This is a genomic window from Achromobacter sp. Root170, from assembly GCF_001428165.1.
In the GTDB taxonomy this organism is placed as follows: Bacteria; Pseudomonadota; Gammaproteobacteria; order Burkholderiales; family Burkholderiaceae_B; genus Achromobacter; species Achromobacter mucicolens.
The window spans coordinates 1032887-1056077 of the sequence record NZ_LMHN01000001.1; the positions used below are offsets into that span (position 1 = coordinate 1032887).

A 23191-nucleotide genomic window follows, 5' to 3' on the forward strand; every position below is an offset into this window, starting at 1 on the left:
CACAAAAAAACGGGGGAAATCCCTAGGCTTTCTTGAAGGGAAATGCGCGCGTCAAGCGCCTGCGCGGCACGCGGGCCGCCCAGGCGCTGCAGGCCCGCGCGAGAGCCGTGCAGGGCGTTTACATGCCCAGGTCGGACAGGCTGGGATGATCGTCCGGACGGCGTCCCAGCGGCCAGTGAAATTTGCGGTCGGCTTCCTTGATGGGAAGGTCGTTGATGCTGGAATGGCGGTGGATCATCAAGCCGTCCTCGCCGAATTCCCAGTTCTCGTTGCCGTACGAGCGGAACCAGTTTCGCGAGTCGTCGCGCCACTCGTATGCATAGCGCACTGCGATGCGATTGCCGGTGTAGGCCCACAGTTCCTTGATCAACCGGTACTCAAGTTCGCGCGCCCATTTGCGCGAAAGAAATTCGCGCGCTTCTTCGCGGCTATGCACGAACTCGGCGCGGTTACGCCAGCGGGTGTCCAGGCTGTAGGCCTGGGCAACTTTGTCCGCGTCGCGGGTGTTCCAGCCGTCTTCGGCCAGGCGCACTTTCAGGATGGCGCTTTCGAGCGTAAAGGGAGGAAGGGGCGGACGGACTTCAGGGGACGATGTCATGGCGTGAGCCTCATGGTCGGGGGGGAGGGAATCAGGAAGGAAACGTGGATGGGGTCAGGCGTTGGCCTTAAGAAGCGCTGCGGCCGCGCGCTCGGCGCTGTCCGTGATCGATGCATCGCCCGTGACCATGGCCACGGCAATCGCGCCGTCGATCAGCACCAGCAACTGGCGCGCGCACTCCTCGGGCTGCGCCACGCCAGCCGCTTGCACCAGCGATTGCACATGCGCAAGCAGACGCTCCTTGTGGCGCCGCGCCACCGCGCGGATGGGGCTGTCGGGGTCGCCGATTTCGCCGGCGGCATTGATGAAGGCGCAGCCGTGAAAGCCTTCCGAGGCGAACCACTCGCGCAACGCATCGAAGATCGACAGCACGCGATCGCGCGGCGAGGGCGCGCGCGTCGTCGCATCGATGAACCACTGCATCCAGCGCTCATCGCGGGCCGACAGCGCCGCGGCCACCAGGACTTCCTTGGTGCCGTAGTGCTTGTAGATGCTCTTGCGTGCCACGCCGGACGTCTTGACGATGAGGTCCATGCCGGTGGCGTTGATGCCCCCGGCATAGATCAGGGACTCGGTGGCGCGCAACAACTTTTCCTGCACGTCGGCGCGGGATTCGGTATGGGAATCGGTATGAGCTTCAGTCATGGAGAATGATCGTTCTATCTGCAATGGGCAGATAGTAGAACGATCATTCTCCGTCGTCAACGCGATTTTTCGGTCCCGGTTCCGAAAGCCGAACGCGCTCGCAGGGCGACGCCCCGCAATTTAGCTTGCTATTTCTGCCAAAATTCTGCTAAAATCTTTTATCTATCGGCAAAATTATAAGAACAAGCCAGTAGTTTCGAATCCCGGCGACGCCTGCTCCTGAATGCTCCCCCGCACCCGCGGCATTCATGGCCCGCCTGAATCTGTGCGCAATGCTCGGCGGGGGAAGCCATGCGCCTGTCCAGGAGCATGCTTATGTCTCATCAATTGACTGCCAAGAAGGGAAGCTTCGAGATCCCCCCGTTGAATTGGAAGGCCCCCGAGGCCAACAAGCAGTCCGACCGGCACGACACGCCGTCCCACGCCGACACGCCCAAAAAGGCCGACGTCTCGCGCGTGAAGAACTAAGCCTGTAAGCCCGGACCCTGCTTTCACCCCAGGGTGCGTTGCTGGACTTGATCGCGCCCGTTCAATTTCGCCAGATAAAGCAGTTCGTCAGCGGCCCGAAAAAGGCCGCTGACGCTTTCTGCATGGCTCCACGAAATACACGCCACCCCAAAACTGGCCGTCAGCCCGAACGGGACGCCGGTCGCCGACGTGACTGAGCAGGTCCGGATGCGGTCTCGCATCCGCTGCGCCATCTCCATCGCCTGCTGTGCGCTACGCGTGCGGCAGAGCACCGCGAATTCCTCCCCGCCCACCCGCGCAACGACATCCGACTGACGCCACGTCGTGTGGCACAGCTGCGCCACGGCCTTGAGCGCCAGGTCGCCGCTGGCATGCCCGTGCGTGTCGTTGATGGTCTTGAAGTGGTCTATGTCGAACAGGATGAAAGCCAGTATCGGCTGGCTCTCGTCCCAATGCGCGCGCGCCGCCTCAAAGCGCTTTTCAAAGGCTCGCCGATTCAGCAGCCCGGTCAGATAGTCCGTTTCGGCGGAGTGCGCCAGATCCGCAATCAACCGGTCGCGCTCGGCTTCAAGCTGCTTCTGCGCGGCGGACTTTTCCTTGAGCACGCGCAGCGCATTGAACATGTCTTGCACTTCGCCATGATGATTGCCGTGCGCAATGTTGGCGGGCGCCGAGCCGCTGGCAATGGATCCGATGATGCGCGTGGCCTGCGCAAAGGGCTGTATCACGCGCGTGCGAAATTGCACCAGCGCCACGGCAAGGGCGGCCACCAGCAGCGCGGTGGCCGCCAGCGTCACGGCAAGCAGCCGCGCAGCGGCCATGCGATGCGCCTCGATATGGCGTCCCATCTCGTCCAGCAGCACGTCGCGAAATTCCGTGATGGCGCCCATCAGCGGCACATAGGCTGCCGCCAGCGCGGCGGTCGACACGGCCGGCTCGTCGGACTGGCGCGATGCCTGCCCGCGCACACGCGCCAGATAGGCCAGGCCGTCGCCGAAGTAGCGCTGCTGCATGCGGGCATAGACCTCGGAGGCCCGCACATCGGGCTGCGTCGCCATGCGGGCTTCAATGAGCGCGCGCAGCTCGTCGATCCGGCCCAGGACGCGTTCAATGCGGAACTGCTCCTCGGCCGTCAGCTTCCGGTGGCGGCTCAGCGCGGGCGTATAGGTGGATCCCAGCAGTCCTGCCTGTTCGCGCAGCTCGCTGGCCAGTAGTGCCAGCGTCAGCAAACTGGGTGCATTGGCTTCACTGCGCATGACGCATCCCGCGTTGGCGGCCAGGCTGGCCTGCCACTGCGGAATGATGCGAACCATGCCGCTGACCGCGTCCCACAACATTTGTCCCGACAACTGATCGCGCGGCGTGGCGATGAGCTGGTCGATGTCCTGCCGCGCGGTGGCCAGCGCCTGGCGAATTTGCTGAATCTCGCCGCGCTTTGCGGCGCCGTCGGCGCCGGCATGCAGCGCCAGCAGCGCGTCAATCAGGGCGTCCGTGCGCGCGCGGGCCGCTGACAGGGAATCCATGACGTGCTGCGGCACGGGCAGGGCGGACCCCAGCGCTGCGTTCATGGGGCCGCGCTCCGCCGAGGCATGCTCCATGACGCGGATCGTCGCGCGCACCGACGAGAATGCCTGCCGCGCGTCCGCAGCCGCCCCATACGATCGCCAATTCTGATAAAGCAGGATGCCGGCAAGCACCGACACCAGCAGCAGCACGCCGACGGCCAGCGCGATGAAATGACATTCCAGGGATTTTGGCGCGACGGCAGGGCGCAACATCTCGGCGTGCAGGTCCAGGCAAAGTGGAAGCTGCGCAGGATACTGTAATTGCCCCTTTGAAGACCGGGGTTTTGGCAGGAGATGGCTTATTTCAGTTTATGGGGGCAAGATTATTTCGTTCCAACGCAGTTAATTGCGTTTATCTGCGAAAACTTGCGCCATCGACTTTTCGTCGCGCCGTGCCGCGCGCAGACAGGGCACGCGTGCCGGCGACCTGCCGCCTCGCATTCCCAGGCATCACGCCTCGTGCATCACCACCCGGTTGCGGCCCTGCTGTTTGGCCACATACAACGCGGCATCGGCAGCACGGAACGCTTCGTCCACATCCGGCCCGCTCGATGGCCATTGCGCCACGCCGGCCGACACGGTGACGCGATTGTCGCCGTGCAAGGGGCGCTCGGCGATATGCGTGCGCAGCCGTTCGGCGACATGGACCGCTTCCCGCGCGGCCACGCCGGGCAACAGGATCAGGAACTCCTCGCCGCCGTTGCGGCACAGCACGTCGGACGGACGCGAGCATTCGCGCATGATCTGCGCCATGTCTCGAATCACCTCGTCGCCCACGTTGTGGCCGTAGGTATCGTTGATTCGCTTGAAATGGTCGATATCTAGCGCCACCACCGAAAACGGCGTGCCGCCGGCCTGCATCTGGTCCACCGCATCCTGGGTGCCGCGGCGGTTGCGCAGGCCGGTCAACGGATCGGTGATGCTGGCCAGGTTCAGCTTGCCAATCTTGTCCTGCAGACTGGTGAAGCTGGCGATCACGGCGCGCTTGAGGCGCTCGGCCTCGAAGTACCACGCCTTGACGGAATGCACTCGCTGCATCGCCTCGCTGACGTCCTGATGCTCCACGTTCGTCGCCAGTTGCGACAGCGGTAGCGAAATCATGCGGGCGCACCACCAGATGGCCAGCAGGAACGCCACCGCTAGCGGCGCGGCATAGCCCAACAGCGCCCAGATAAGATCGTGGATCGGCTCCAATGTGACCTGCGCAGGGCGCTGCGCCACCACGCCCCAGCCGCTGATGGGCACCGGCGCATACCCGGCCAGCATGTCCACGCCCTTGGTATTGATGACGCGCATTGCCCCGGCGTTGCCTTTGACCACCGATGCCACCACCGGATTGGACAGCACCGTCTCGCCCACGCGAGAGGCATCGGTGTGATAGATAAGCTGCCCGTCGCCATCGACCACGTACAGATACGATCCATCGTGGTAATGGTGATTGCCCAGCAGCTCATGCAAGGCGCTTTCATTGCGCAGGTAAATCGTGCCCCCCACGTATCCCAGGTACTGGCCGTCGTTCGAAAAGATGGGATGCGACACATTGACGAGCAGATTGCCCGCAACCGACACATAGGGCTTGCTGATCATGGGCTGGCGGGCCCGCAGGGCGGCGCGGCTGCCCGGACTGTCGATCTGCACGCCCAGAAAGCTCCGGAAGGTCTGCGTGGTCGCCAGGACAGTGCCGTCCACCCCCACGACACCTACCGAGTTGAAGCTATCGGTCTGTTGCTGCACGCGCATCACTTCGGCGGCAAGGCGATCCGGCGATCCCATCAGCTCGGGCATGTGCCGGGCGCTGTAGCCCAATTGCTGCTGTGCGGACCGCAGGAAGCTGGCCGCACTTTCCGCCAGCTTCGTGGCGTAGACGCGGTTCGATTCGAGGGTGTTCTCGATCAACTGCTCACGCTGCACCAGATAGCTTGCATACAGGGCATTGGCCGTGGCCGCGATGGCGCTGAAGACGGTAAGCGCAAGCACAAGCCCGCGAAGATTGATTTGCATGGGGGTCTGGGACGGGCAGGGGACAAGCCGGTGCCTTGGGCGGTTGCATCCGATCCGATGGGCATCGATCGGCGTAAAGGCCGGGGCGCGGTGATTGTACGGTCACTCCCACCATTACGGCAGGCCGGGGGGATCCTGTAGGTCTGGCCCCTGCGGGTCGTCCAGCAGGCGTGCGGCCGGAGATTGCGCCGCGGCGCCAGCCCGGAAATATCCCATCACCGTCGCCACGCTGGCGTGGCCGGTCATCGCCATCGTGTCGCCCAACGGCACGTTGCGCCGCCCGGCCTCCGTGACAAACCCGGACCGCAGGCTGTGTGCCGAATACGCGCCGTCCAGTCCGGCCAGCCGGCTGCGTTCCAGAACAATGTCGCGCACCGCCGCGGCGGCCAGCGGCTCGCCCACCACATCGCCGCGCCGCACGCGCCGGAAGATCGGCCCTTGGCGGATGCCGCTTGCGGCCAGCCAGTCCGCCAGCGCCTGCGCGGCCTTGCCCAATATCGGCTTCTGGTCCTGCGCCCGAAGGGCGCCCGTCTGGTTCGTCTTGGAATGCGCCATCGTATACAGATAGCCATCGCCCGCGCGGCGCGTGTTCTCCACGGTGGCCTGCACCACTTCGGACCGGCGCCGGCCGCCGCTTGCCCAGGCAAAAAGGAGCAGGGCGCGGTCGCGTTTGCCGCGCAACGAGTCGTCGCAGGTGTCCAGCATGGCTTGAAGCGGCTCGCGCGTCAGGGCTTCCTTGCGCGCGGGCGCGACGCCGCGGCGGGCGTACGCGCGGCGCGTCTTGGACACCAGCTCGCGCACGGCGGCGGCGCGGCAGGGGTTCGGGTGGCCCAGCAACTCATGCGCCTTGGACAACACCGACAGGCGTTGCAGCAGCGTGTTCAGGCTGGGCGCGCCCAACCGTCCCTTTGCCTTCAGGCGCACCAGTTCCCGGTCCAGCTCCAGCGGCAACTCCCATTCAAGACCGTCCCCGGAAGACCGCTGCGCGTGGTCCACCACAAATTGAATGACCGCGGCCTCTGACACAGGCAAGGCGAACGACCGGCCATAACGCAGCCCGAACCAGGCCGACCAGTAACGGATCGCCGTGCGATAGCTGGCAGCCGTGTTGGGGGAACTGCCTTCGCGCAACAGGTCGCGCACCGCGGCGTCCGCGTGGCGGTCAAGGCTATCCGGATCCAACCGCGCCAGGGCGCGTGTCAGCGCCGGCGCCGCGCCTGGCAGGTCATTCATGTTTCCGCGCGCACGGCAGATGCCGTCTCCTGGGTGAGGGATCAGTTGAACAATCCCGTCATGTTAGCCGGTGGAGGCGCCTGCGGCCGCCATCGGCCAGGCGTGGTGCGCGGTGCTACGATTTCCCGCACGCAAGTCAACTTCCGGCGCTGAGGGCAGTCAGTAGCGGTAGCGTTCCCGGCGGCGGTTCTTCAAGGAGCCTTCCATGGCCGCAACCGTTGCAGATTTTCTTGTCAAAGTGCTTACCGACGTCGGGGTACGCCGCATTTGGGGTGTGACTGGCGACAGTCTCAATGGACTGAACGATAGTCTTCGGCGGCTTGGCGGAATCGAATGGATGCACACCCGGCACGAAGAGACCGCCGCATTCGCCGCAGGCGCGGAAGCAGCCGTCACCGGATCGCTGGCCGTATGCGCAGGCAGTTGCGGACCGGGCAATCTGCATCTGATCAACGGATTGTTTGACTGCCAACGCAGCCGCCTTCCGGTCCTGGCCATTGCAGCCCACATTCCGTCCTCTGAAATCGGGTTGGGGTATTTCCAGGAGACGCATCCCCAGGAACTCTTCAAGGAATGCGCCGACTTCGTCGAGCTGGTATCGAACCCTGCGCAATTGCCAGGGGTGCTGGCACGCGCTATCAACACGGCGGTCGGCAGGCAGGGCGTGGCGGTCCTTGTAATACCGGGCGATGTGGCGCTTGCTGCGGCGCCCGCGGATGCGCCCGCGTTCTGGCCCGCGCCGCCCGCGCGTGCGCACTTGCGTCCAGACGCGGCGGCCGTGCAGCAACTGGCCGGTCTGCTCAACGGGGCGCGAAAGGTGTCGATTCTGGCGGGCAGCGGCTGCGCCGGCAGCCGCGACGCCGTGATCGCGCTGGCACAGCGCCTCAAAGCGCCCATCATTCACGCATTGCGCGGCAAGGAGCACGTCGAGTGGGACAACCCGTTCGATGTCGGCATGACCGGATTCATCGGCTTTTCGTCCGGTTACCAAGCCATGGAAAACGCCGAGCTTCTGCTGATGCTGGGCACGGACTTTCCGTACCGGCCTTTCTATCCCAAGCACGCAAAGATCGTCCAGATCGATCGCGACCCCGCTGCCCTCGGCCGGCGCGCACCGCTGTCGTTGGGCATTGCCGCCGACGTCGGCGAAACCATTGCCGCGCTGCTCGATCAGCTTGACGAGCGTCAGGACCAGACATTCCTTGACGCTGCCCTCGATCATTACCGGCATGCACGCAAAGACCTCGATAGCCTCGCCGTGCCCGCGCCGGCTGGCAGGCCGCTCCATCCGCAATACCTGGCGCACCGCGTCAACGCGCTCGCAAACGAGGACGCGATCTTCGCGGTGGATGTCGGCACGCCCACCGTGTGGGCTGCGCGATATCTCTCCATGAACGGCAAGCGCCGGTTGCTGGGCTCGTTCAACCACGGCTCGATGGCCAACGCCATGCTGCAGGCCATCGGCGCCCAGGCGGCCGCGCCAGGCAGGCAGGTCATCTCGCTATCGGGCGACGGCGGATTCACCATGATGATGGGAGATTTCCTGTCCCTGTCCCAGTTGCAGCTGCCTGTGAAGATCGTCGTCTTCAACAACGGCGCGCTCGGCTTTGTTTCCATGGAAATGAAAGCGGAGGGCTTCCTGGATACCGGCACAGACCTCAAGAACCCCAATTTCGCGGCGATGGCAGAAGCCGTCGGCGTCCGGGGCATCCGGGTCGAGTCGTCGGAAATGCTGGACGCCGCGCTGACGGAAGCGCTGGCGCACCCCGGTCCCGCGCTGGTCGACGTCGTGGTTTCGGCGCAAGAGCTGATCGTGCCACCCAAGATCAAGCTCGAGCAAGCCAAGGGATTTGGCCTGTACATGCTCAAAGCCATCATGAACGGCCGCGGCGATGAGGTCGTTGAGCTTGCCCGGACGAATCTTGGACGTTGAGGGAAGGGCGGAGGCCGCAAATCGCGTTATGTATTAAATAATACGTATGCTGTAAGATATATAACGTATATGCAAGTTAAATCACGATAAGGTTCCATTATCGTGACTAATCCACCCCACCTCGGCGACGCAAATCATCATGGCCACTGGCATTACGGAATCGGACGTCTGGAGCGCTGCGGATGCGCTGTTGCTGGAGGGCGCCCGGCCCACCATCGAGCGGGTTCGCCAGAAAATCGGCCGGGGCTCGCCCAATACCGTCAGTCCGCACCTGGAATCCTGGTTCCGCGCGCTGGGCGCACGCATCCAGGATCCGCGTGCGTTTGCCGCACCCACCGCAGTACCGGACCCCATCGCTCAAGCCGCCACGCATTTCTGGGAAGCCGCGCTGGCGGCGGCCAGGGCTGAGCAGGCACGGGCATATGAGGAACGATGGGAGGAATTGGCCCGGGAAGGGGAGCGGTTTGCCGCGCAGGCCGAACAGCTTGAACTACGCGAGGCGCAGCTGATCGAGCGCGAAAAGCACCTGCAGGAAGCGCTGGAGGTCGCCAGGGCGCAATTGGCCACCACAGAAAACCGTCTGCAAGCCGCCGAAGCGCAATTGCGCCAGCGTGACGCGGCGCTGGCCGCGACGCAAACCCGTCTGGAGGACGTCCGCGCCGCCAACAAGGCCTTGCTGGCCGACGCCGAGCAGGACCGCGACCGGCACGCGCAGGCAATTGCCGCCCTGGATGCGCGCCACGCTGCCCACGAGCGCCGCTGGCTGAACGAGCTGGATGCGGAGCGGGGCGCGGTTAAGCGCTTGCAGACTCGTCTGGACGCATCCCTGGTTGCCGCCCAACAGCAGGCAGACCAGCTACGCGACGCGCTTGCCGCCGTCCAGGAGCAACAACGTGCGGCCGAGCAGCGAGCTGCCGCCCTTCAGGCGCAGGCGCTGGCCGACCAGCGCGAACGGCATGCCGAGACCGTGGCGGCGGCCCAAGCGCTTCAAGCCAGCCAGGCGCGGGAATCGGATTTGGCGCAACGCCTGGCGGGCGCATCCGCGCAGGTGGATAGTCTGATGGCGCAGCTGAAATCCCGGGACGTCCAGTTCGGCGAACTGACGACGCGTTTGCTGGCGATGCAAGCGTCGTCACACCCCACGCAGCCGGCGCACACACCTGAGCCGGCTCAACCCAAGTGATTCATGGCGCGCCGTTTGACGCGACTACATCAAGAGAACCCTTGTTCGTCCGCGTACCTGAGCAGTTCGGCGTTGGTCTCGATGTTCAGCTTGCGCATGGCCGATTGCTTTTGCGTGCCGATGGTGGCTACCGACCGGTGAAGGCGCTTTGCGATCTCTGTCACGGACAGGCCTTGCGCAAACATTCGGACCACTTCGAGCTCTTTGGGCGACAGCCCTTTTGTTCTGCCGGCGCGTCCCATCGTCACGTCATTCTGGCTGAGCCGCTGGCCGATGCTGTTGGACAGGATGGGGCCGCTTTCAGTCAGCGCGCGGATGCATATCGACACCAGCTCGTCGATGGGCTCTTCCTTGCTGACGATGCCCGTTACGCCCACCTGGCGAAGCTGGTTCAGGATGCCGCTGTTGGACAGCATCGTGAAGACGACGATGGGAATTTCCGGAAACAGGCGTTGCAGACGTTCGATGAGCCGCAATCCGTCTTCATCGCCGGACCGGGCGGCCATTGAAAAGTCGGTGACGATCAGATGGCAGGGATGGTCCTGCACCGCAGTGACCAGTTCGAGTCCCGAGCGCGCGGTGGCGACGACCGTGAAACCGGGCACCTCGTTCAGGGAATCCGCAAGCGCAAGAGAAATGATGGGATGATCGTCGGCGACGATGATTCGCACATCCTGGTCAGACGAAAGCTTCATCATGGACCCGCCATCGCGTTGATGTTCGAATGCACCTGGTGATTCCTCGTGTCCGGCTTGCGATGCCGCAGGGGGAAGCCGTTCCTTGGCTGGCCCCACCAGGCTAAGGGCGCCAGGACTTTCGATACTTCCGTCGGTGACCATTTTATGTTCAAACTCCACTGAAAAGGCGAGCAGAAGCGGTTGGGCTGCAGGCTGAATGGGCGTGAGGCAGGCGGGCGGGGAAAGAGATAAAGCCGCTGAATCTACCTTCGGATCGTCAACCGATACATCGATAAGCTTCGAAAGCAAGCCGGCGCAAGGCCAATAAGCGGACCGAATGAAGGCTAGATTTCCGCCAAGGTGTTGCGCAGCAGTTGCACCACCGCGTGACCCTCGGCCTGCGCCACGGCATCCAGACCCGTGCCGCGCAGCAAGTCTTCCAGTGCCTCCAGCCGTTCCGTGATCGCCGTCATCTGCATGACGCTCAGCGCGCCTCGCATGCGGTGCAAGGTGCGGCCCAGCAGACGCTGGTCGTTGATTTCAAGGGCCCGCACCATCTGCGTGACGTCCGCTTCCATCGTGCTGATAAACAATGCGCGGTACTTTTCCGGCACGGCAGGCTCGGGTTCGGGTTGGCGCGTGGCGCGCGGCTGCGCAGCGGCTTCGGCCGCGTCGGCCGGCTGCGCGCCGCTTCCCAGCAGATGCCGCCGCAGGGTGGAAAGGCTGATGGGCTTGACGAGCCACGACGTCATGCCGGCCGCGAGGCACCGTTCCTCTTCTTCGCGCATGGCATTGGCGGTCACGCCGATGACGGGAACGGTGGCGCCCTGGGCCCGCAACGCCTGGACGAGCTCATAGCCATTCATGCGCGGCATGTTCACGTCGGTCAGCACGACGTCGTAGCGGGCAAGCCCCCACAGCATCAGCGCCTCGGCGCCGTCGGACGCCAGCGTGACCTCGCAGCCCAACTGCTCCAGCTGATGTTGCAGGGTGGCCTGGTTGATCGGGTTGTCTTCGGCGACGAGAATGGACAACCCCAGCGGGGTATACGCGCCGCTGTCGGCGTCCCCGGGCAAGGCGACTTCACCGCGAACCGCCGCCAACATGCCGGCGGCGATGTGCTCGACGCTGGCGATCACCTTGACGGTCCGCGCGGTGGGCGGCTTGCCGCTTGCGCTGGCCAGCACATGGTGGCCGGGCCAGTCCGCCAGGTCGGCGCCCCCGGTGTAAAGCACGTCGACCAGGATGTCGTCCGGCGTGGCGGCGGGCAGGGGATCGCTCGCGGGGGCCGCGGCGGCGCCCCAGCGCTTGAGCCATTGGCAGACGTTGTCGGACAGTTCGTGGTGCGGGCTGCGAACGTACACGTTCATGCCGCTCAGGTCGGGCGGGCTGGCAGCCTGGCCGGCGGCTACAGACAGCGGCAGGTCCAGGGAAAAGCTGCTGCCCAGGCCAAGTTCGCTGGTGACGCGGATGCTGGTGCCCATCAGACCGGCCAGCCGCGCGCATATCGACAGGCCAATGCCGGCGCCGCGCACCGTGTGCGAGCCGCTGTCGATCTGATAGAAGGGAACGAACAGCTGCGCCTGGCCCTCCTTGGGAATTCCGATGCCTGTGTCGACCACTTGCAGCCGCAGATGCGTCTTGCCGTCCAGTACTTGACCCACCGTCAGGCGGACGATCACGTGTCCGGAATCGCTGAACTTGATGGCGTTGCTGAGCAGGTTGCTGAGGATCTGGCGGATGCGCACGGGGTCGCCGGTCATCCAGTCGGGCACGTCAACGTCCACACTGCAAAACAGCAGCAGCCCCTTCTGTTCGGCCATTGCCGCGTAGGCGTTGGTGCATTCCTCGACCAGCTCGCGCGGATTGAAGTCCGAATACTCCAGCGCGAGCTGCCCGGCTTCGATCTTGGTGATGTCCAGGACATCGCTGATGAGCTGCAAGAGGATCGCGGACGAGCTTTGCATGCGTTCCAGGTGCTGCCGCTGTTCCTCGTCCAGCGCGGTAAGGCTCATGAGCTGCAGCGTGCCCAGCACGCCATACAGCGGCGTCCGGATCTCGTGGCTCATGGTGGCCAGGAAAGTCGATTTGGCTTCGTTGGCCTTGTCCGCCTCGCGCTTGGCCTCCGTCAGGGCCTGCTCGATCACGGCCCGGGCGCTGATGTCGGAAAAGGCGCACAGCACGACGTCCTGGTGGTTGTAGCGCGTGGGTGCGTAGGCGACGTACAGCGGACGTCCGTCCGTGGCCTCGAAACTGGCGATGGTGCCCGGTCCCGTCGCGCCCAGGACTTGCCGCAGGAAGAGGTTGGTCTTGGGTGAATTGTCCAGTTCGCGGCCGGGCTCGGCGCCCAGCCATTGAAGCGCGAGACTATTGCCGAACACCACCTGTCCCATCGGCCGCGCCAGCACGCACAGCGCCACGGGTGCGGTTTCAATCAATGTACGGCTGAATTCTTCCTTTTCGACGATGTCGCGCTGCGCATTGGACGCCGGCGTAATGACATGACGGCTGTACCAGCGCGAGGACACGATGCCGGCGCCAAGACTGAGCAGAAGCAGCAGGCCCGCGATGGCCGGCAGCCACAAGTTGTCCTGGAAAAACGCGCCATAGCTGATGCGGTAGGTGCCCGTCCACATGCCGGAAGGATCCGTGACGCGCAGCACGATGCCGTCCGCTGTGTATTCGAGGCCATCCCGGGACGCCGCCGGGCCCGGCGCCTCGCCCAGCAGCAGGCCTTCATCGCGGTGGGTCAGCCAGAATCCGCCATGCAGCGGCTTGCGCAGCGTCTTTTCAAAGATGTTGATCCGCTGGTGGTTGAATTGCGTGGTGGCATACACGGCCGATGTCCTGCCTTGTGCCGTGGACCAGACCGACTGCGGCATGTCGGCATAAATGATGCCCAGCATGCTGCCAGGCAGCGCTTCCGATCGGAACCAATGCACGCGGCCGGTTCCTGGCAGTTCGCGGTGGCTGGGAAGGTCCTGGTCGATAAGTCGTTGTCGCACTGTCTGAAGACGGCGCAATTCCGTCCTGACCGCGTCCGTCACCGCCAGGAATGCGGCGGCGTTCAGCCGGTCATACCCCGACACGGCATCCACGGCAGGCACGCTCATGCTGATGCTGTCCGCCTGGTTGACCAGAAATACCGTGGAAGCCGGGTAGTAGGATGCGGCCCAGAAGCTGGAGTAGAAGTCGGCCAGGAATTCGCCCAGGTTGGCGAGCCGGCGGCCCGCCGTGGGACAGTCCGTGGCCTGCTCGCACGCTAGCGAAAACGCCATTTCCGCATAGGTGTGCTGGCCTTCGAAGATCTGCATGCCGAAGCGTTCCGGCACCTCGGTCGCGTGCAGATTGATGTTCGTCGACAGGCTTTCTTCGGGAAGGGATGCGTTATGCGCGCGCAGCCTGCCCAGGAATTGCTCCTGCGCCTGGACGTACCCGACCAGTATGGAGAAATCGAGCTTCAGGCGGTCACGCTCTTGGTCGACGATGCGATTCAAACCCCAATAGAGCGCGCCGATCAGGATCAGCGCAAAGGGAAGGATGCCGAAGAGGGCGAAGTTCAACCAGCGCGAGGTGCGAGTGATTCGGGCAAACGGGGTGTCCGGCTTACGCATGGTCGGCCTTACCGCGCGGGCGGAGTCATGGCGCGCCGCTCTCGGGCGAGAAGCTGGCTGAAGCCGTCGGTGTCCACCGCGGCCGAAATGAGGAATCCTTGGGCGCAGTGGCAACCGATCTGGCGCAGGAACTCGAGGTCGGAGGCAGTTTCGACGCCCTCGGCCGTGACCTGAAGCCCCAATTGCCGGCCCAACTGCACGGACGACCTGAGGGCCGCCGCCTGGCTTTCGTCGCTGGCGGCGCCACTGACAAAGGCGCGATCGATCTTCAGTTCGGTGAACGGGGTCGAAATCAGGCTGTACATGGAGCTGTAACCTCGGCCAAAGTCGTCTTGTGCCAACCCGAAACCTTTCAGGCGTAACCGGCTGGCGCCCATATAGTATTGGCCTTGTGCCGTCGTTGTCTCGTCCTCGAGCAATTCGAATGTGACTTCCGACGGCGCCACCCCGTGGGTCAACACCATTTCCTCTAGTTCGTCGGGTAGATCCGGGTCGTCCAGGAACTGCGTGGGCAGGTTGACCGAGACCGGAACGCGAAAGCCTTGCTGCCCCCACTGCAAGTGCCCGCGCAGCGCGTCTTGCAGGATTTGCCGCAGCAGCGCCTTGTCCAGGCCCAGGCGGCGGATGGCGGGAAGAAAGGCGCCGGGCGACAGGCAACCCAGTTTGGGGTGCAGCCATCGCGCCAGCGCCTCGGTCCCCACGAAGCGCCCAGTGGCCAGCGACTGCTTGGGCTGAAACCAGGCCTGCAACTGTCCGTGGTGCAGCGCGTGTTCCAGGGCAGTGCGGTCCGAGGCGGGCCCGGTCCCGGCGCGGCCCGGCATTGACTGCTGACGGTCCCGGCACAGTTGGCTGGCCAATTGGCTGGCGTCTTGCGCGGTGAAAGGCTTGCAAAAGGTGCCCAGCACGTCCAGGCCCTTTTCACGTGCCATCAAGGCGACGCTTTCGATGATGCGCCGCAGGCAGGCCGATACGATTGCCAGCGCGGGCGAGCGGCGCTGCCTGGCGAGCCGGTCTATGAATTGCACGCCATCCATGCCGGCCATGTTCAGATCGATCAGGACCAGGTGGTACGCATGCAACTCGGTCTGGGCCAGGGCGGTCTCGGCACACGATGCCACGTCCGCCTGCCCGAATCCGGCCGCTGCCAGCTGATCTGCCAGGTGGACGCATTGCAGCGGATGGTCGTCCACGATCAGGACCCTGTACTCGGACAGCGTTTTGGTCATGCGGCTTCCTTCAGCGTCATCAACGCCTTGCACAGCGCCGAAATGGGCAGCGGCTTGAGCAGCACGGTCGTCATGCCGGCTTCAGCGCTGCGCCGCAGGTCTTCGGTGAATGCGCTGGCGGTGATGCCCACGATCGGCCGGGTGTAACCCTGGCTGCGCAGTGTGCGGGTGAGCGCGTAGCCGTCCAGTTCGGGCATCTGCAGGTCCGTCAGGATGGCGTCGAAATCAGGAAGTTCGGGCAGCGCCAATGCGTCGTTGCCGTCTGCCGCCAGGACGACGGTGCAGCCCAGATGTTCCAGCTGTTCTCGAAGGATCTGCCGGCTGACCGGGTTGTCCTCGACGACCAGCAGGTGCATGTCGAGCGAATCGCAGGATGCCGGGGGGGCAGGAGGTGCCTTCGTGGCGGCGCTGTCCTGTGCAAGGCGGACCGCGCCGACGATGCTGGTCAGACTATGACTGTCGGCGGTCCAGCTGTTGATCGTCGGCTGCGGCTTGATGCCCGGCGGATGCGCAATGACCCGGGCTCCGCGCCAGGCTGCTGGAATGAAGTCCCGCGACCATGTTTCCACCAGCACGCTGCCTTCGCGCCGTCCATGCAGCGCGTCCTTGAACGGCATGGCCAGGGCGCCGCAATGCCGCAGCCACTGGCACAGATTGGTGACCACCTCGTTGTTGGCGCCCCGCACGAATACCGGCCGGGGATCCAGCCGGACGCCCATTTCCGGTTGCGCGCCGCCGACGCGCGGAAGCGTCAGGACGAGTGACATGCTGGTGCCCAGGCCTGGCTCGCTGACGGCGCTGAGTGTGCCGTTCATCATCTCTGAAAGCCGCCGGCAAATGGCAAGTCCAAGGCCGGTGCCGGGTACGTTCTGGTTGGGTCCGCCTTCGGCGCGGAAGTAGGGTTCGAAGAGCCGCGCGTGGTGCTTTGCAGAGATGCCCATGCCGGTATCGGCCACCTGGAACTTCAGCGTCGCACCATGCGCGTCCTGGCTGAGCGTCTGAAGGCGCAACACCACCTGACCCGAACTGGTGTACTTGATGGCGTTGTTAACGAGGTTGTTCAGGATCTGGCGTACGCGCATCGCGTCGCCCAGGACCAGCGGCGGCGATGTCACGTCGGCCAGGGCATACAGCTGCAGACCCTTGGCTTCGGCGCGCGCCCCGTAGGTGCCGATGACGCTGTCCAGCATCTGAACGGGCGAGAACTCCGCGGTTTCGAGCGTGAGGTAGCCGGCCTCGATGCGCGACAGGTCGAGCGTGTCGTTGATGGAGCTCAGCAGGCTTGCCGAGGACTGCTGCATGGTTTCCAGGTATTGCTGTTGCTGTCTGTCCATGGCGGTCAGGCTCAGCAGTTCGAGGGTGCCGAGAATGCCGAACAGGGGCGTTCGGATCTCGTGGCTCATGGTGGTCAGGAACACCGTCTTGGCGTGATTGGCGGCGTCCGCGTGCAGCTTGGCCTGGGTGATGGATTGCTCGACCCGCTTGAACGCGGTGACATCGTTGATGCCGCAGAGGATGACGTCCTCGGCGTGATAAGTGATTGGCGCGAAGGTCAGGTACAAGCATCGCCCGTCGTTCAGGACGTATTCCCGGTCTGCGCTGAAGTCGTTTTCTGAGAGCAGCCGGGACAGCAGCCCGGTATCGCCCAGCAGCCAGTCCTTGGCAAGTTCGTTCGCCAGTAGCGGCACGCCATCGGCGCGGCGCAACAGGCACAGTCCCACGGGCGCGACTTCGACCAGCTTGCGATTCAGGGACACGCTATCGGCAAGGGCTTCGTATTGCCGCAGGGCCGGGGCGACGAGTTTCTTGCGGATGTGCCGGATGCCGAAAATGACGGCCGCAAAGAGCAGACAGGCGCCACCAAGTACTGCCTGGATGGCGAACGCCATGTCGCCCAGGATGCGGCTGATGGGCGTGTAGTAAACAAGCCGCCAGCCCGCTTCACCCACGGATTTGCTGAGGACGACGAAGCGGGGCATCAGACCCGGCCCCCACCAGCCGAATGCGTCTTCCCGGCCGCCGTAACGGCTAAGGCCCGCCAGCACCTGCGGGTCGGCGGGACTGTGCAGGACAGGCGCGTCGTGCTGGTCGTGCAGGATGTAGTTGCCCCCGCGAAGCGAGGACAGGTCGATGGCCTCGTCGAGGTCGCCGAGCTCCAGGCCGATCCATCCGGCGCGCGGTGTGTTGGGGTCGATGGGGGTGTACAGGTAGAGCGGGTTGGCGTTGTGCGTGGATGGCTTCAACCAGGTGATGGCGGTGCGCCGGTCGTGCGCCGCGCCTGGATCGGCCGCCGCCAGCGCCCGGGCGATCCAGGTTTGTTCGTCGGCGCCCAGCTGGGGGATGCGGGCAGGCCCGCGCGCCGGGGGCCGGGGAGGGCGCGGCGCGACGTACGTGGTCTGGCCGTTGCGGCCGGAGGTGAACAGCAGACGGGTATGTGCGAAGGCGATGTCGTCAAGGACGCGGGGCGTGAGGATCAGCGCCCAATCGTAGACGTTCGGGTCTTCGTGTAGCGGAAAGACCTGGATCTGCCGCGTGTTGCCGAAGTGCGATGGGGTGTCGGAGGCGGGCGCGGCATCGGTGTTGCGCACCAGGCTGGAAGCCAGCGACCGGAGCAGCGCCTCGCGCTGGTCGAAGAAGATCTGCGCGTTATACGCGGCGGCGTTCATTTGCCGGCGGTACGTGGAAGCCGTGCTGGTAAAGGACCAATACAGCAGAAACACGGCCGCCGCCGCGATGCAGGCCAGCAGCGCGGCGGCGAAGAGATGCAGGAGCAGCGTGGGAGCTCGGGGGACTGGCTGGACGTCTGGCGCGGGGGTCTTTGGATCCTTGATTGGCATGCGGCCATCGTAGGCATCGCGCTAGACGGCGGATATAAGAATATTTTGAAAATGCACCACGCCTGGGGCGCAATCGCTGCCTGAATCGTAGTTTTTCGATTGGTTTATGAATTTGCCATCCATAGACTCATCGACTTATGAACGCTATCAACCTGGCCGAATCCGCCACCCTCGTCAGCGAGCCGTTACGTATCCAACCTGTCCTGGACGCCAAAGGCGTCGTTCGCGAAATGGCGCTGGTCGGCGGCCAAAGCTGGCACGGTCCCGCGCTGCTTGCCAACGCCGCCTCGGCCGACGCCCTGCGCCGCGCGGGGCGGGTTTTCCGGGCTGCAGGCTGCATGGCGCCACTGTCCATCGACCATCCGCTGAACGTCAACTCGGACATCCTGCTGCCCCGCCAGCTATGCGAAGACCTGCGCATTGGCGCCGTCGCGGGCGATCAACTACGCGAAACCCCACAAGAATCCCATCCCAGCCTGCCGATCTACCCCTGCGGCAAAGTCACATACAACGTTCCCCTTAGCGACCGCCTGGCGCACGGCGCGACGCTTTTTCATGGTTACCAGGAACTGCGGCCCGCGCTGCGGGTGCGTTTGCTGCCCTCGGCGCAAGCATCGTTCGGCACGCTTCGCGCCACGGGGCTGCGCGTCGGCATTCCCGAAGGCATCTGCACCCGCCGTCCTCTGCAAGAGCGGTTCTTCAGCCTGCTTGGGCAAGCGTCCCGCCAAGGCCTGAAGGTTCTGGCGCAGGACATCCGCAGGATCGAAGACTTCAACTGGCTGCGCGCGCAGCCCGACGTGCTGTTCCAGGGAGAGGCGCTATCCATCGCGCTCAGCCTGCAGTACGTGCAGGATTGGCTGACCAGCGCCGGTTCCAACTGGCGCGAATTCCAATTGGGGACATAGTCGCGCCCCATCACTCCGCCGTAGAGCAGGGGCCTCAAGCCCGCGCGGATTCGAGCTCAAGCGCCCCGGCGGAACCAATCTCAAGCCCACGCCGGATCCGATAAAATCCGCGCATGCTTCCCACTCAAGTCATTCTGGCGCTGCTGGTGCTACAGCTTGCGCTACTCATTCCCCTGGTTGCCGTGGCCATCCAGTTCGCGCGCTGGATTCATTGGTGCTTTCTTGCCGCTCCCGACACACGGGGAGAGCGCCCCCGGTTTACCGGATCCGTGCTGGCGCTTATCTTCAGCACCCTGGCCGCCACCGACTTCATCGGCTTCGAGCCATTCCCCACGCTGTCGCAACTGAATCCCGTGCCCGAGGGCGCACGCGCCTATTTCACGGTGGCGATGCTGGCCCTCGCGGTCTGGTGCTGGGCATACGCCGGCGCAATCCGCAGCCGGTTTCGCGCGTTGCTAGGCGCCTCGTAGCGTCTACCCACGTTTCCATTCAGATTCTGCGCGTTTTCGAATACATTCGATTCAGCGCGTTGGCTGGCACGGATGGGCGCCGCCGGTCCTCATCCACCGCAACCGGGGCGGCAGCCTCGCCAGGAGGTTCGGGTGATACCACGCCAGTCCGTCGACATAGCCCGCATCCTGCTCGTCATCGTCATGCTGCTGGCTTTGATGATCGGCAGCCTGTACGTCCTTAGGCCCTTCCTGCCGGGCCTCATCTGGGCCACGACCATCGTGGTCGCCACCTGGCCGGTGCTGCTCTCGATCCAGCGGCATTGCGGCGGCCGGCGCTGGCTGGCAACGGTGGCGATGCTTCTCATCCTGCTGTTCGTGATCGTGCTGCCGTTGTACCAGGCGATCTCGACGCTGGCGCTGCACGGCGGCACCATCATGGCGGCGGTCAAGCGCCTGCCCGATTATGCGTTGCTGGCGCCTCCGTCGTGGGTACGCGGCATACCGCTGGCGGGCCCACGGATCGCCCAGGAATGGCAGGCGCTTTCCGACGCCGGCGCCGGCGGCTTGCTGGCGCGCATCGAACCCTACCTGACCACCGCGGCGCACTGGTTGCTGGGCCATGCGGCGATCGTCGGCGTGTTCGTGATGCACATGCTGATCACGGTGATCATCGCCGGCATTCTGTACAGCAAGGGCGACGCCGCAGCGGACTTTGCGCTGCGGTTTTCCAACCGGCTGGCCGGCCCGCGTGGCGTGGCGGCGATCAAGCTGGCCGCGTCCGCGATCCGCGCGGTGGCGCTGGGCATCGTGGTCACGGCGGTGGTGCAATCGGCGCTGGGCGGCATTGGCCTGTGGATTGCCGGGGTGCCGGCGGCGGGGATCCTGACTGCCCTCATGGTGATGCTGTGCCTGGCCCAACTGGGACCTTTCCTGCCCATGCTGGGCGGCGTCGCCTGGCTGTTCCAGAACGACATGAAGCTGGCTGCCGCCGTGCTGCTGGTCTGGGCCATCGTGGTGGGCACCTTGGACAACCTGCTGCGGCCGCTGCTCATCAAGCGCGGCGTGAATCTGTCGATGCTGCTAATCCTGTCCGGCGTGCTGGGGGGCATGTTCGCCTTCGGCATTGTCGGGTTGTTCATTGGCCCGGTCATCCTGGCGGTGACGTCGACGCTGTTGAAGGCCTGGATCGACGAGGTGCCGCCGCCCGTGCAGGCCGGTGCGCAGGCGCCAGACTTGGAGCCGGAGCCGCCCGAGGGACTTGGGCAGAAAAGGGCGTAACATCCGTCTCAAGGTGCGGGCCATGTGGCCCGCTTTTCGCAATACCCGGCAATACCGATGACCAAGCTTCTGATCGCGGCGCCCAAAGGCGCTTCTGACCCATTCCTTTACCGCTTCAATTCGCTGTGCCAGGAGGAGGGACGATGAGCAGCACCTTGCGTCCCACCAAGCCCGGCACGCTCAGCCTGTCGTCCCGTCCGGCCAAGCGCGCCACGGGAACCCGCAGTGCTCGTCCGCCCAGGTCCGGGCCGTCCGCCCCTGCGGCGGGAACACCCCGCCGCGAGCCTTCCGCCACAAGCCCCAGCGAGGCCAAATCCGGCGTGAAACGCGCCGCCGATCGGCCCGCCCGTCCGGCGGCGTCGACGCGGCCAGCGCGTTCTGCAAGCAACGCACCGGCCCGTCCTGCCCAAAGCGGCACAACCGGCCGCGCCAGCCCGCCGGCCAAGCCGGCTCGTTCTGCCCCAAGCGGCGGGACCGGCCGGGCGCAACTGCCGGTCGAGCCAGGGATGAAGCGCCGCGCCGCAAAGCCCGGCACCGGCGGCGCGGATAGCCGGCAAGGCAGCCGACCGGATCGCGCGCCTCAAGATCGCGCGCCTCAAGCCAGCGCGAGGCCATCGCGTGGCCAGCGTCCCGCCCAAGCCCCCGCTGCCGCGAACTCCGAGCGGCTGGCCAAGCGGCTGGCCACGGAGCTGCCGTGTTCACGCGCAGATGCCGAGCGCTACATCGAAGGAGGCTGGGTCACGGTCAACGGCAAGGTGCAGGAAGAGCCCGGTTTGCGGGTCACGGCCTCGCAGACGGTCAGCCTGCTGCCCGGCGCCAAGCTCGAAGAGGGCCGTCCGGTCACCATCCTGATCCACAAGCCAGCGGGCATGTACGCTGACGACCAGCCCGGTTCGGCACGCGACCTGATCCTGCCCGAGAACCTGATGCCCGGCGACCGTTCCGGGCAGCGTTACTTGAAGCGCATGTTCAATGGACTCAAGCTGGTGACGCCGCTTGAGCGCGCGGCAAGCGGTCTGGTCGTGTACACGCAGGAGTTCGCGGTGGCGCGCAAGCTGGTTGACGAAGGCCGACACGTCGAGCAGGAGTACGTCGCCCAGGTCGAAGGCCAGCTCAGCGAGGCCGATCTGGTCCGCATGCAGCGCGGCATGGCCTATGAGGGCCGCCCGGCCACCCCGATGAAGGTGAGCTGGCAAAACGAAACCCATCTGCGCTTTGCGCTGAAGTCGCCGATGCCCGGGTTTATTGAAGCGGTGTGCGAAGCGGCAGGCCTGCGCCTGCTGGCCCTGCGGCGGCTGCGGATCGGGCGCTTGCCGATGGCAGGCCTTGCGGCCGGGCAATGGCGCTACCGGCTGGAGTACGAGCGATTCTGATGCGCGGACCGACCAGCCCCCCGTTCGCCAATCTCCTGAACCGGCCCAGTCCGGTATCCGGGTCGCACCAGGATGCCGGTCTGCCGGACGTCAGACGCCGGCGGATGCTGTTCAATGCTGGCGCCCTGTGCCTGTCGGGGCTTGGCCTGGCGGGCTGCGCCGGCGGCCGGAAAACGTCCTCGCCGGGTGCTCTGAACCGCCCCCCCGCGCCGCCGCCGTCGCACGCGAAACCCTCGGCAGCACCCGTGCCGGAGTTGCGGCCGGGTGCGAAGGTCGCCATCGTGGCGCCCGCATCCGCCGCGCCCAACGCCAGCGACCTTGCCGCGCAATGGCTCGAAGACCGGGGTTATTTTCCGGTGATCATGCCGGCGTCGCGCACCCGGCTCGACGCTCCGTATGAATACCTGGCGGGCACCGACGTACAGCGCCTGGATGACCTGCACGCGGCGTTCGCCGCGCCGGACATCGGCGCGGTGTGGTGTCTGCAAGGCGGTTTTGGCTCATGGCGCTTGCTGGACAGGCTCGATTACGGGCTGCTGCGCCAACACCCCAAGCCCTTCATCGGTTACAGCGACATCACGGCCTTGCATCTGGCCATGCAGCGCCACGCCGGTTTTGTCACGTTTCATGGGCCGATGCTGGCGCAGGATCTGGTGGCAGGCAAGGGCGAACCCACCGAGTCGCATCTGCTGGCGATGCTGAGCGGCCAGATCGGGGAAGGCGCGTGGATCCAGCCGCCCCCGGACGGCCGGGCCATGGAACTGGTGGCTGGCACCGCAAGCGGGCGGCTGGTGGGCGGCAACCTGGCGCTTATTGCCGCGCTAATCGGTTCCCGGCACGAGATCGACACGCGCGATTCGATTCTGTTTTTTGAAGACGTCAACGAGGCGCTGCCGCGCGTGGACCGGCTCTTGAGCCAACTGGCGGCCGCAGGCAAGTTCGACGGCGTCCAAGGTGTGATCGTGGGCAATTTCACCCGCATCATCGGGACGAACCTGGACGACGCGCAGGCGCAGAGCCTGCTGTATCCGCTGATACTCGAACAGTTCGGCGCTCGAGGCATTCCGGTGCTGGCTGGCTGGCCCAGTGGACACGGCGATCCGAACCTGACCCTGCCGCTCGGGGCGCGCGTCACGTTGGACACCGCGCGGGCAGGGTTGCGGCTGGATCAGGCAGTGATCCGTGCAGCCGCTGGCTAAAGCG

17 protein-coding genes are annotated in these 23191 nt (G+C 65.1%); 8 read left to right on the forward strand and 9 right to left on the reverse strand.

Annotation, left to right across the window (positions count from 1 at the left end; all coding sequences use genetic code 11):
- Positions 1-118: 118 nt before the first annotated feature.
- On the reverse strand, positions 119-598 hold the full coding sequence (locus ASD87_RS04740) for a nuclear transport factor 2 family protein (RefSeq protein ID WP_056317820.1): 480 nt from the start codon (positions 596-598) through the stop codon (positions 119-121).
- A 54-nt stretch (positions 599-652) separates the two neighbouring features.
- Positions 653-1243 (reverse strand): TetR/AcrR family transcriptional regulator, encoded by a 591-nt coding sequence (locus tag ASD87_RS04745; protein ID WP_056317821.1) that lies wholly within the window; start codon positions 1241-1243, stop codon positions 653-655.
- A gap of 315 nt (positions 1244-1558) precedes the next feature.
- Between ASD87_RS04745 and ASD87_RS27175 the strand changes: the two genes are divergently transcribed.
- Complete coding sequence (locus ASD87_RS27175; protein WP_174245449.1) at positions 1559-1711, forward strand: hypothetical protein; 153 nt, start codon at positions 1559-1561, stop codon at positions 1709-1711.
- 23 nt (positions 1712-1734) lie between these two features.
- Here the strand turns inward: ASD87_RS27175 and ASD87_RS04750 are convergent, their stop codons facing one another.
- The 3 genes from ASD87_RS04750 to ASD87_RS04760 form a co-directional block, all read right to left on the reverse strand.
- Complete coding sequence (locus tag ASD87_RS04750; RefSeq protein ID WP_056317824.1) at positions 1735-3489, reverse strand: diguanylate cyclase; 1755 nt, start codon at positions 3487-3489, stop codon at positions 1735-1737.
- A 237-nt stretch (positions 3490-3726) separates the two neighbouring features.
- Positions 3727-5277 carry a sensor domain-containing diguanylate cyclase gene (locus ASD87_RS04755; protein WP_056317825.1) on the reverse strand — a complete coding sequence of 517 codons (1551 nt, stop codon included), beginning with the start codon at positions 5275-5277 and terminating at the stop codon, positions 3727-3729.
- 114 nt (positions 5278-5391) lie between these two features.
- The gene (locus ASD87_RS04760; protein WP_056317828.1) at positions 5392-6510 is read right to left on the reverse strand and encodes a site-specific integrase; all 1119 of its coding nucleotides are present in this window, start codon (positions 6508-6510) and stop codon (positions 5392-5394) included.
- Positions 6511-6715: 205 nt separating this feature from the next.
- Between ASD87_RS04760 and poxB the strand changes: the two genes are divergently transcribed.
- Positions 6716-8443, forward strand: a complete 1728-nt coding sequence (gene poxB, locus ASD87_RS04765) for a ubiquinone-dependent pyruvate dehydrogenase (protein WP_056317831.1) — start codon at positions 6716-6718, stop codon at positions 8441-8443.
- A 139-nt stretch (positions 8444-8582) separates the two neighbouring features.
- Positions 8583-9626 (forward strand): DNA-binding protein, encoded by a 1044-nt coding sequence (locus tag ASD87_RS04770; RefSeq protein WP_056317834.1) that lies wholly within the window; start codon positions 8583-8585, stop codon positions 9624-9626.
- 29 nt (positions 9627-9655) lie between these two features.
- Here ASD87_RS04770 and ASD87_RS04775 read toward each other — a convergent pair whose 3' ends face one another.
- The 4 genes from ASD87_RS04775 to ASD87_RS04790 form a co-directional block, all read right to left on the reverse strand.
- Positions 9656-10324: a response regulator transcription factor gene (locus ASD87_RS04775; RefSeq protein WP_056317838.1), complete on the reverse strand. Its 669-nt coding sequence runs from the start codon at positions 10322-10324 to the stop codon at positions 9656-9658.
- A gap of 323 nt (positions 10325-10647) precedes the next feature.
- Positions 10648-13917 (reverse strand): hybrid sensor histidine kinase/response regulator, encoded by a 3270-nt coding sequence (locus tag ASD87_RS04780; RefSeq protein ID WP_082586188.1) that lies wholly within the window; start codon positions 13915-13917, stop codon positions 10648-10650.
- A gap of 8 nt (positions 13918-13925) precedes the next feature.
- A complete protein-coding gene (locus ASD87_RS04785; protein ID WP_056317844.1) occupies positions 13926-15143 on the reverse strand; it encodes an EAL domain-containing protein in 1218 nt (405 codons plus the stop codon).
- Positions 15140-17980, reverse strand: a complete 2841-nt coding sequence (locus tag ASD87_RS04790; RefSeq protein ID WP_200952113.1) for an ATP-binding protein — start codon at positions 17978-17980, stop codon at positions 15140-15142. Before ASD87_RS04790 ends, ASD87_RS04785 begins: the two co-directional genes overlap by 4 nt.
- Positions 17981-18117: 137 nt before the next feature.
- Between ASD87_RS04790 and ASD87_RS04795 the strand changes: the two genes are divergently transcribed.
- The 5 genes from ASD87_RS04795 to ASD87_RS04815 all read left to right on the forward strand — a co-directional run bounded on the left by ASD87_RS04795 (position 18118) and on the right by ASD87_RS04815 (position 23187).
- Complete coding sequence (locus ASD87_RS04795) at positions 18118-18885, forward strand: hypothetical protein (RefSeq protein WP_056317846.1); 768 nt, start codon at positions 18118-18120, stop codon at positions 18883-18885.
- Positions 18886-18998: 113 nt separating this feature from the next.
- Positions 18999-19355, forward strand: a complete 357-nt coding sequence (locus ASD87_RS04800; protein WP_056317848.1) for a hypothetical protein — start codon at positions 18999-19001, stop codon at positions 19353-19355.
- Positions 19356-19487: 132 nt separating this feature from the next.
- Complete coding sequence (ydiK, locus tag ASD87_RS04805) at positions 19488-20615, forward strand: AI-2E family transporter YdiK (RefSeq protein ID WP_255357242.1); 1128 nt, start codon at positions 19488-19490, stop codon at positions 20613-20615.
- A 506-nt stretch (positions 20616-21121) separates the two neighbouring features.
- Positions 21122-21988: an RNA pseudouridine synthase gene (locus ASD87_RS04810; protein WP_082586190.1), complete on the forward strand. Its 867-nt coding sequence runs from the start codon at positions 21122-21124 to the stop codon at positions 21986-21988.
- Between the two features lie 245 nt (positions 21989-22233).
- Entirely contained in the window at positions 22234-23187 is a 954-nt protein-coding gene (locus ASD87_RS04815; RefSeq protein ID WP_056318760.1) for an LD-carboxypeptidase, read from the forward strand.
- Positions 23188-23191: the final 4 nt, after the last annotated feature.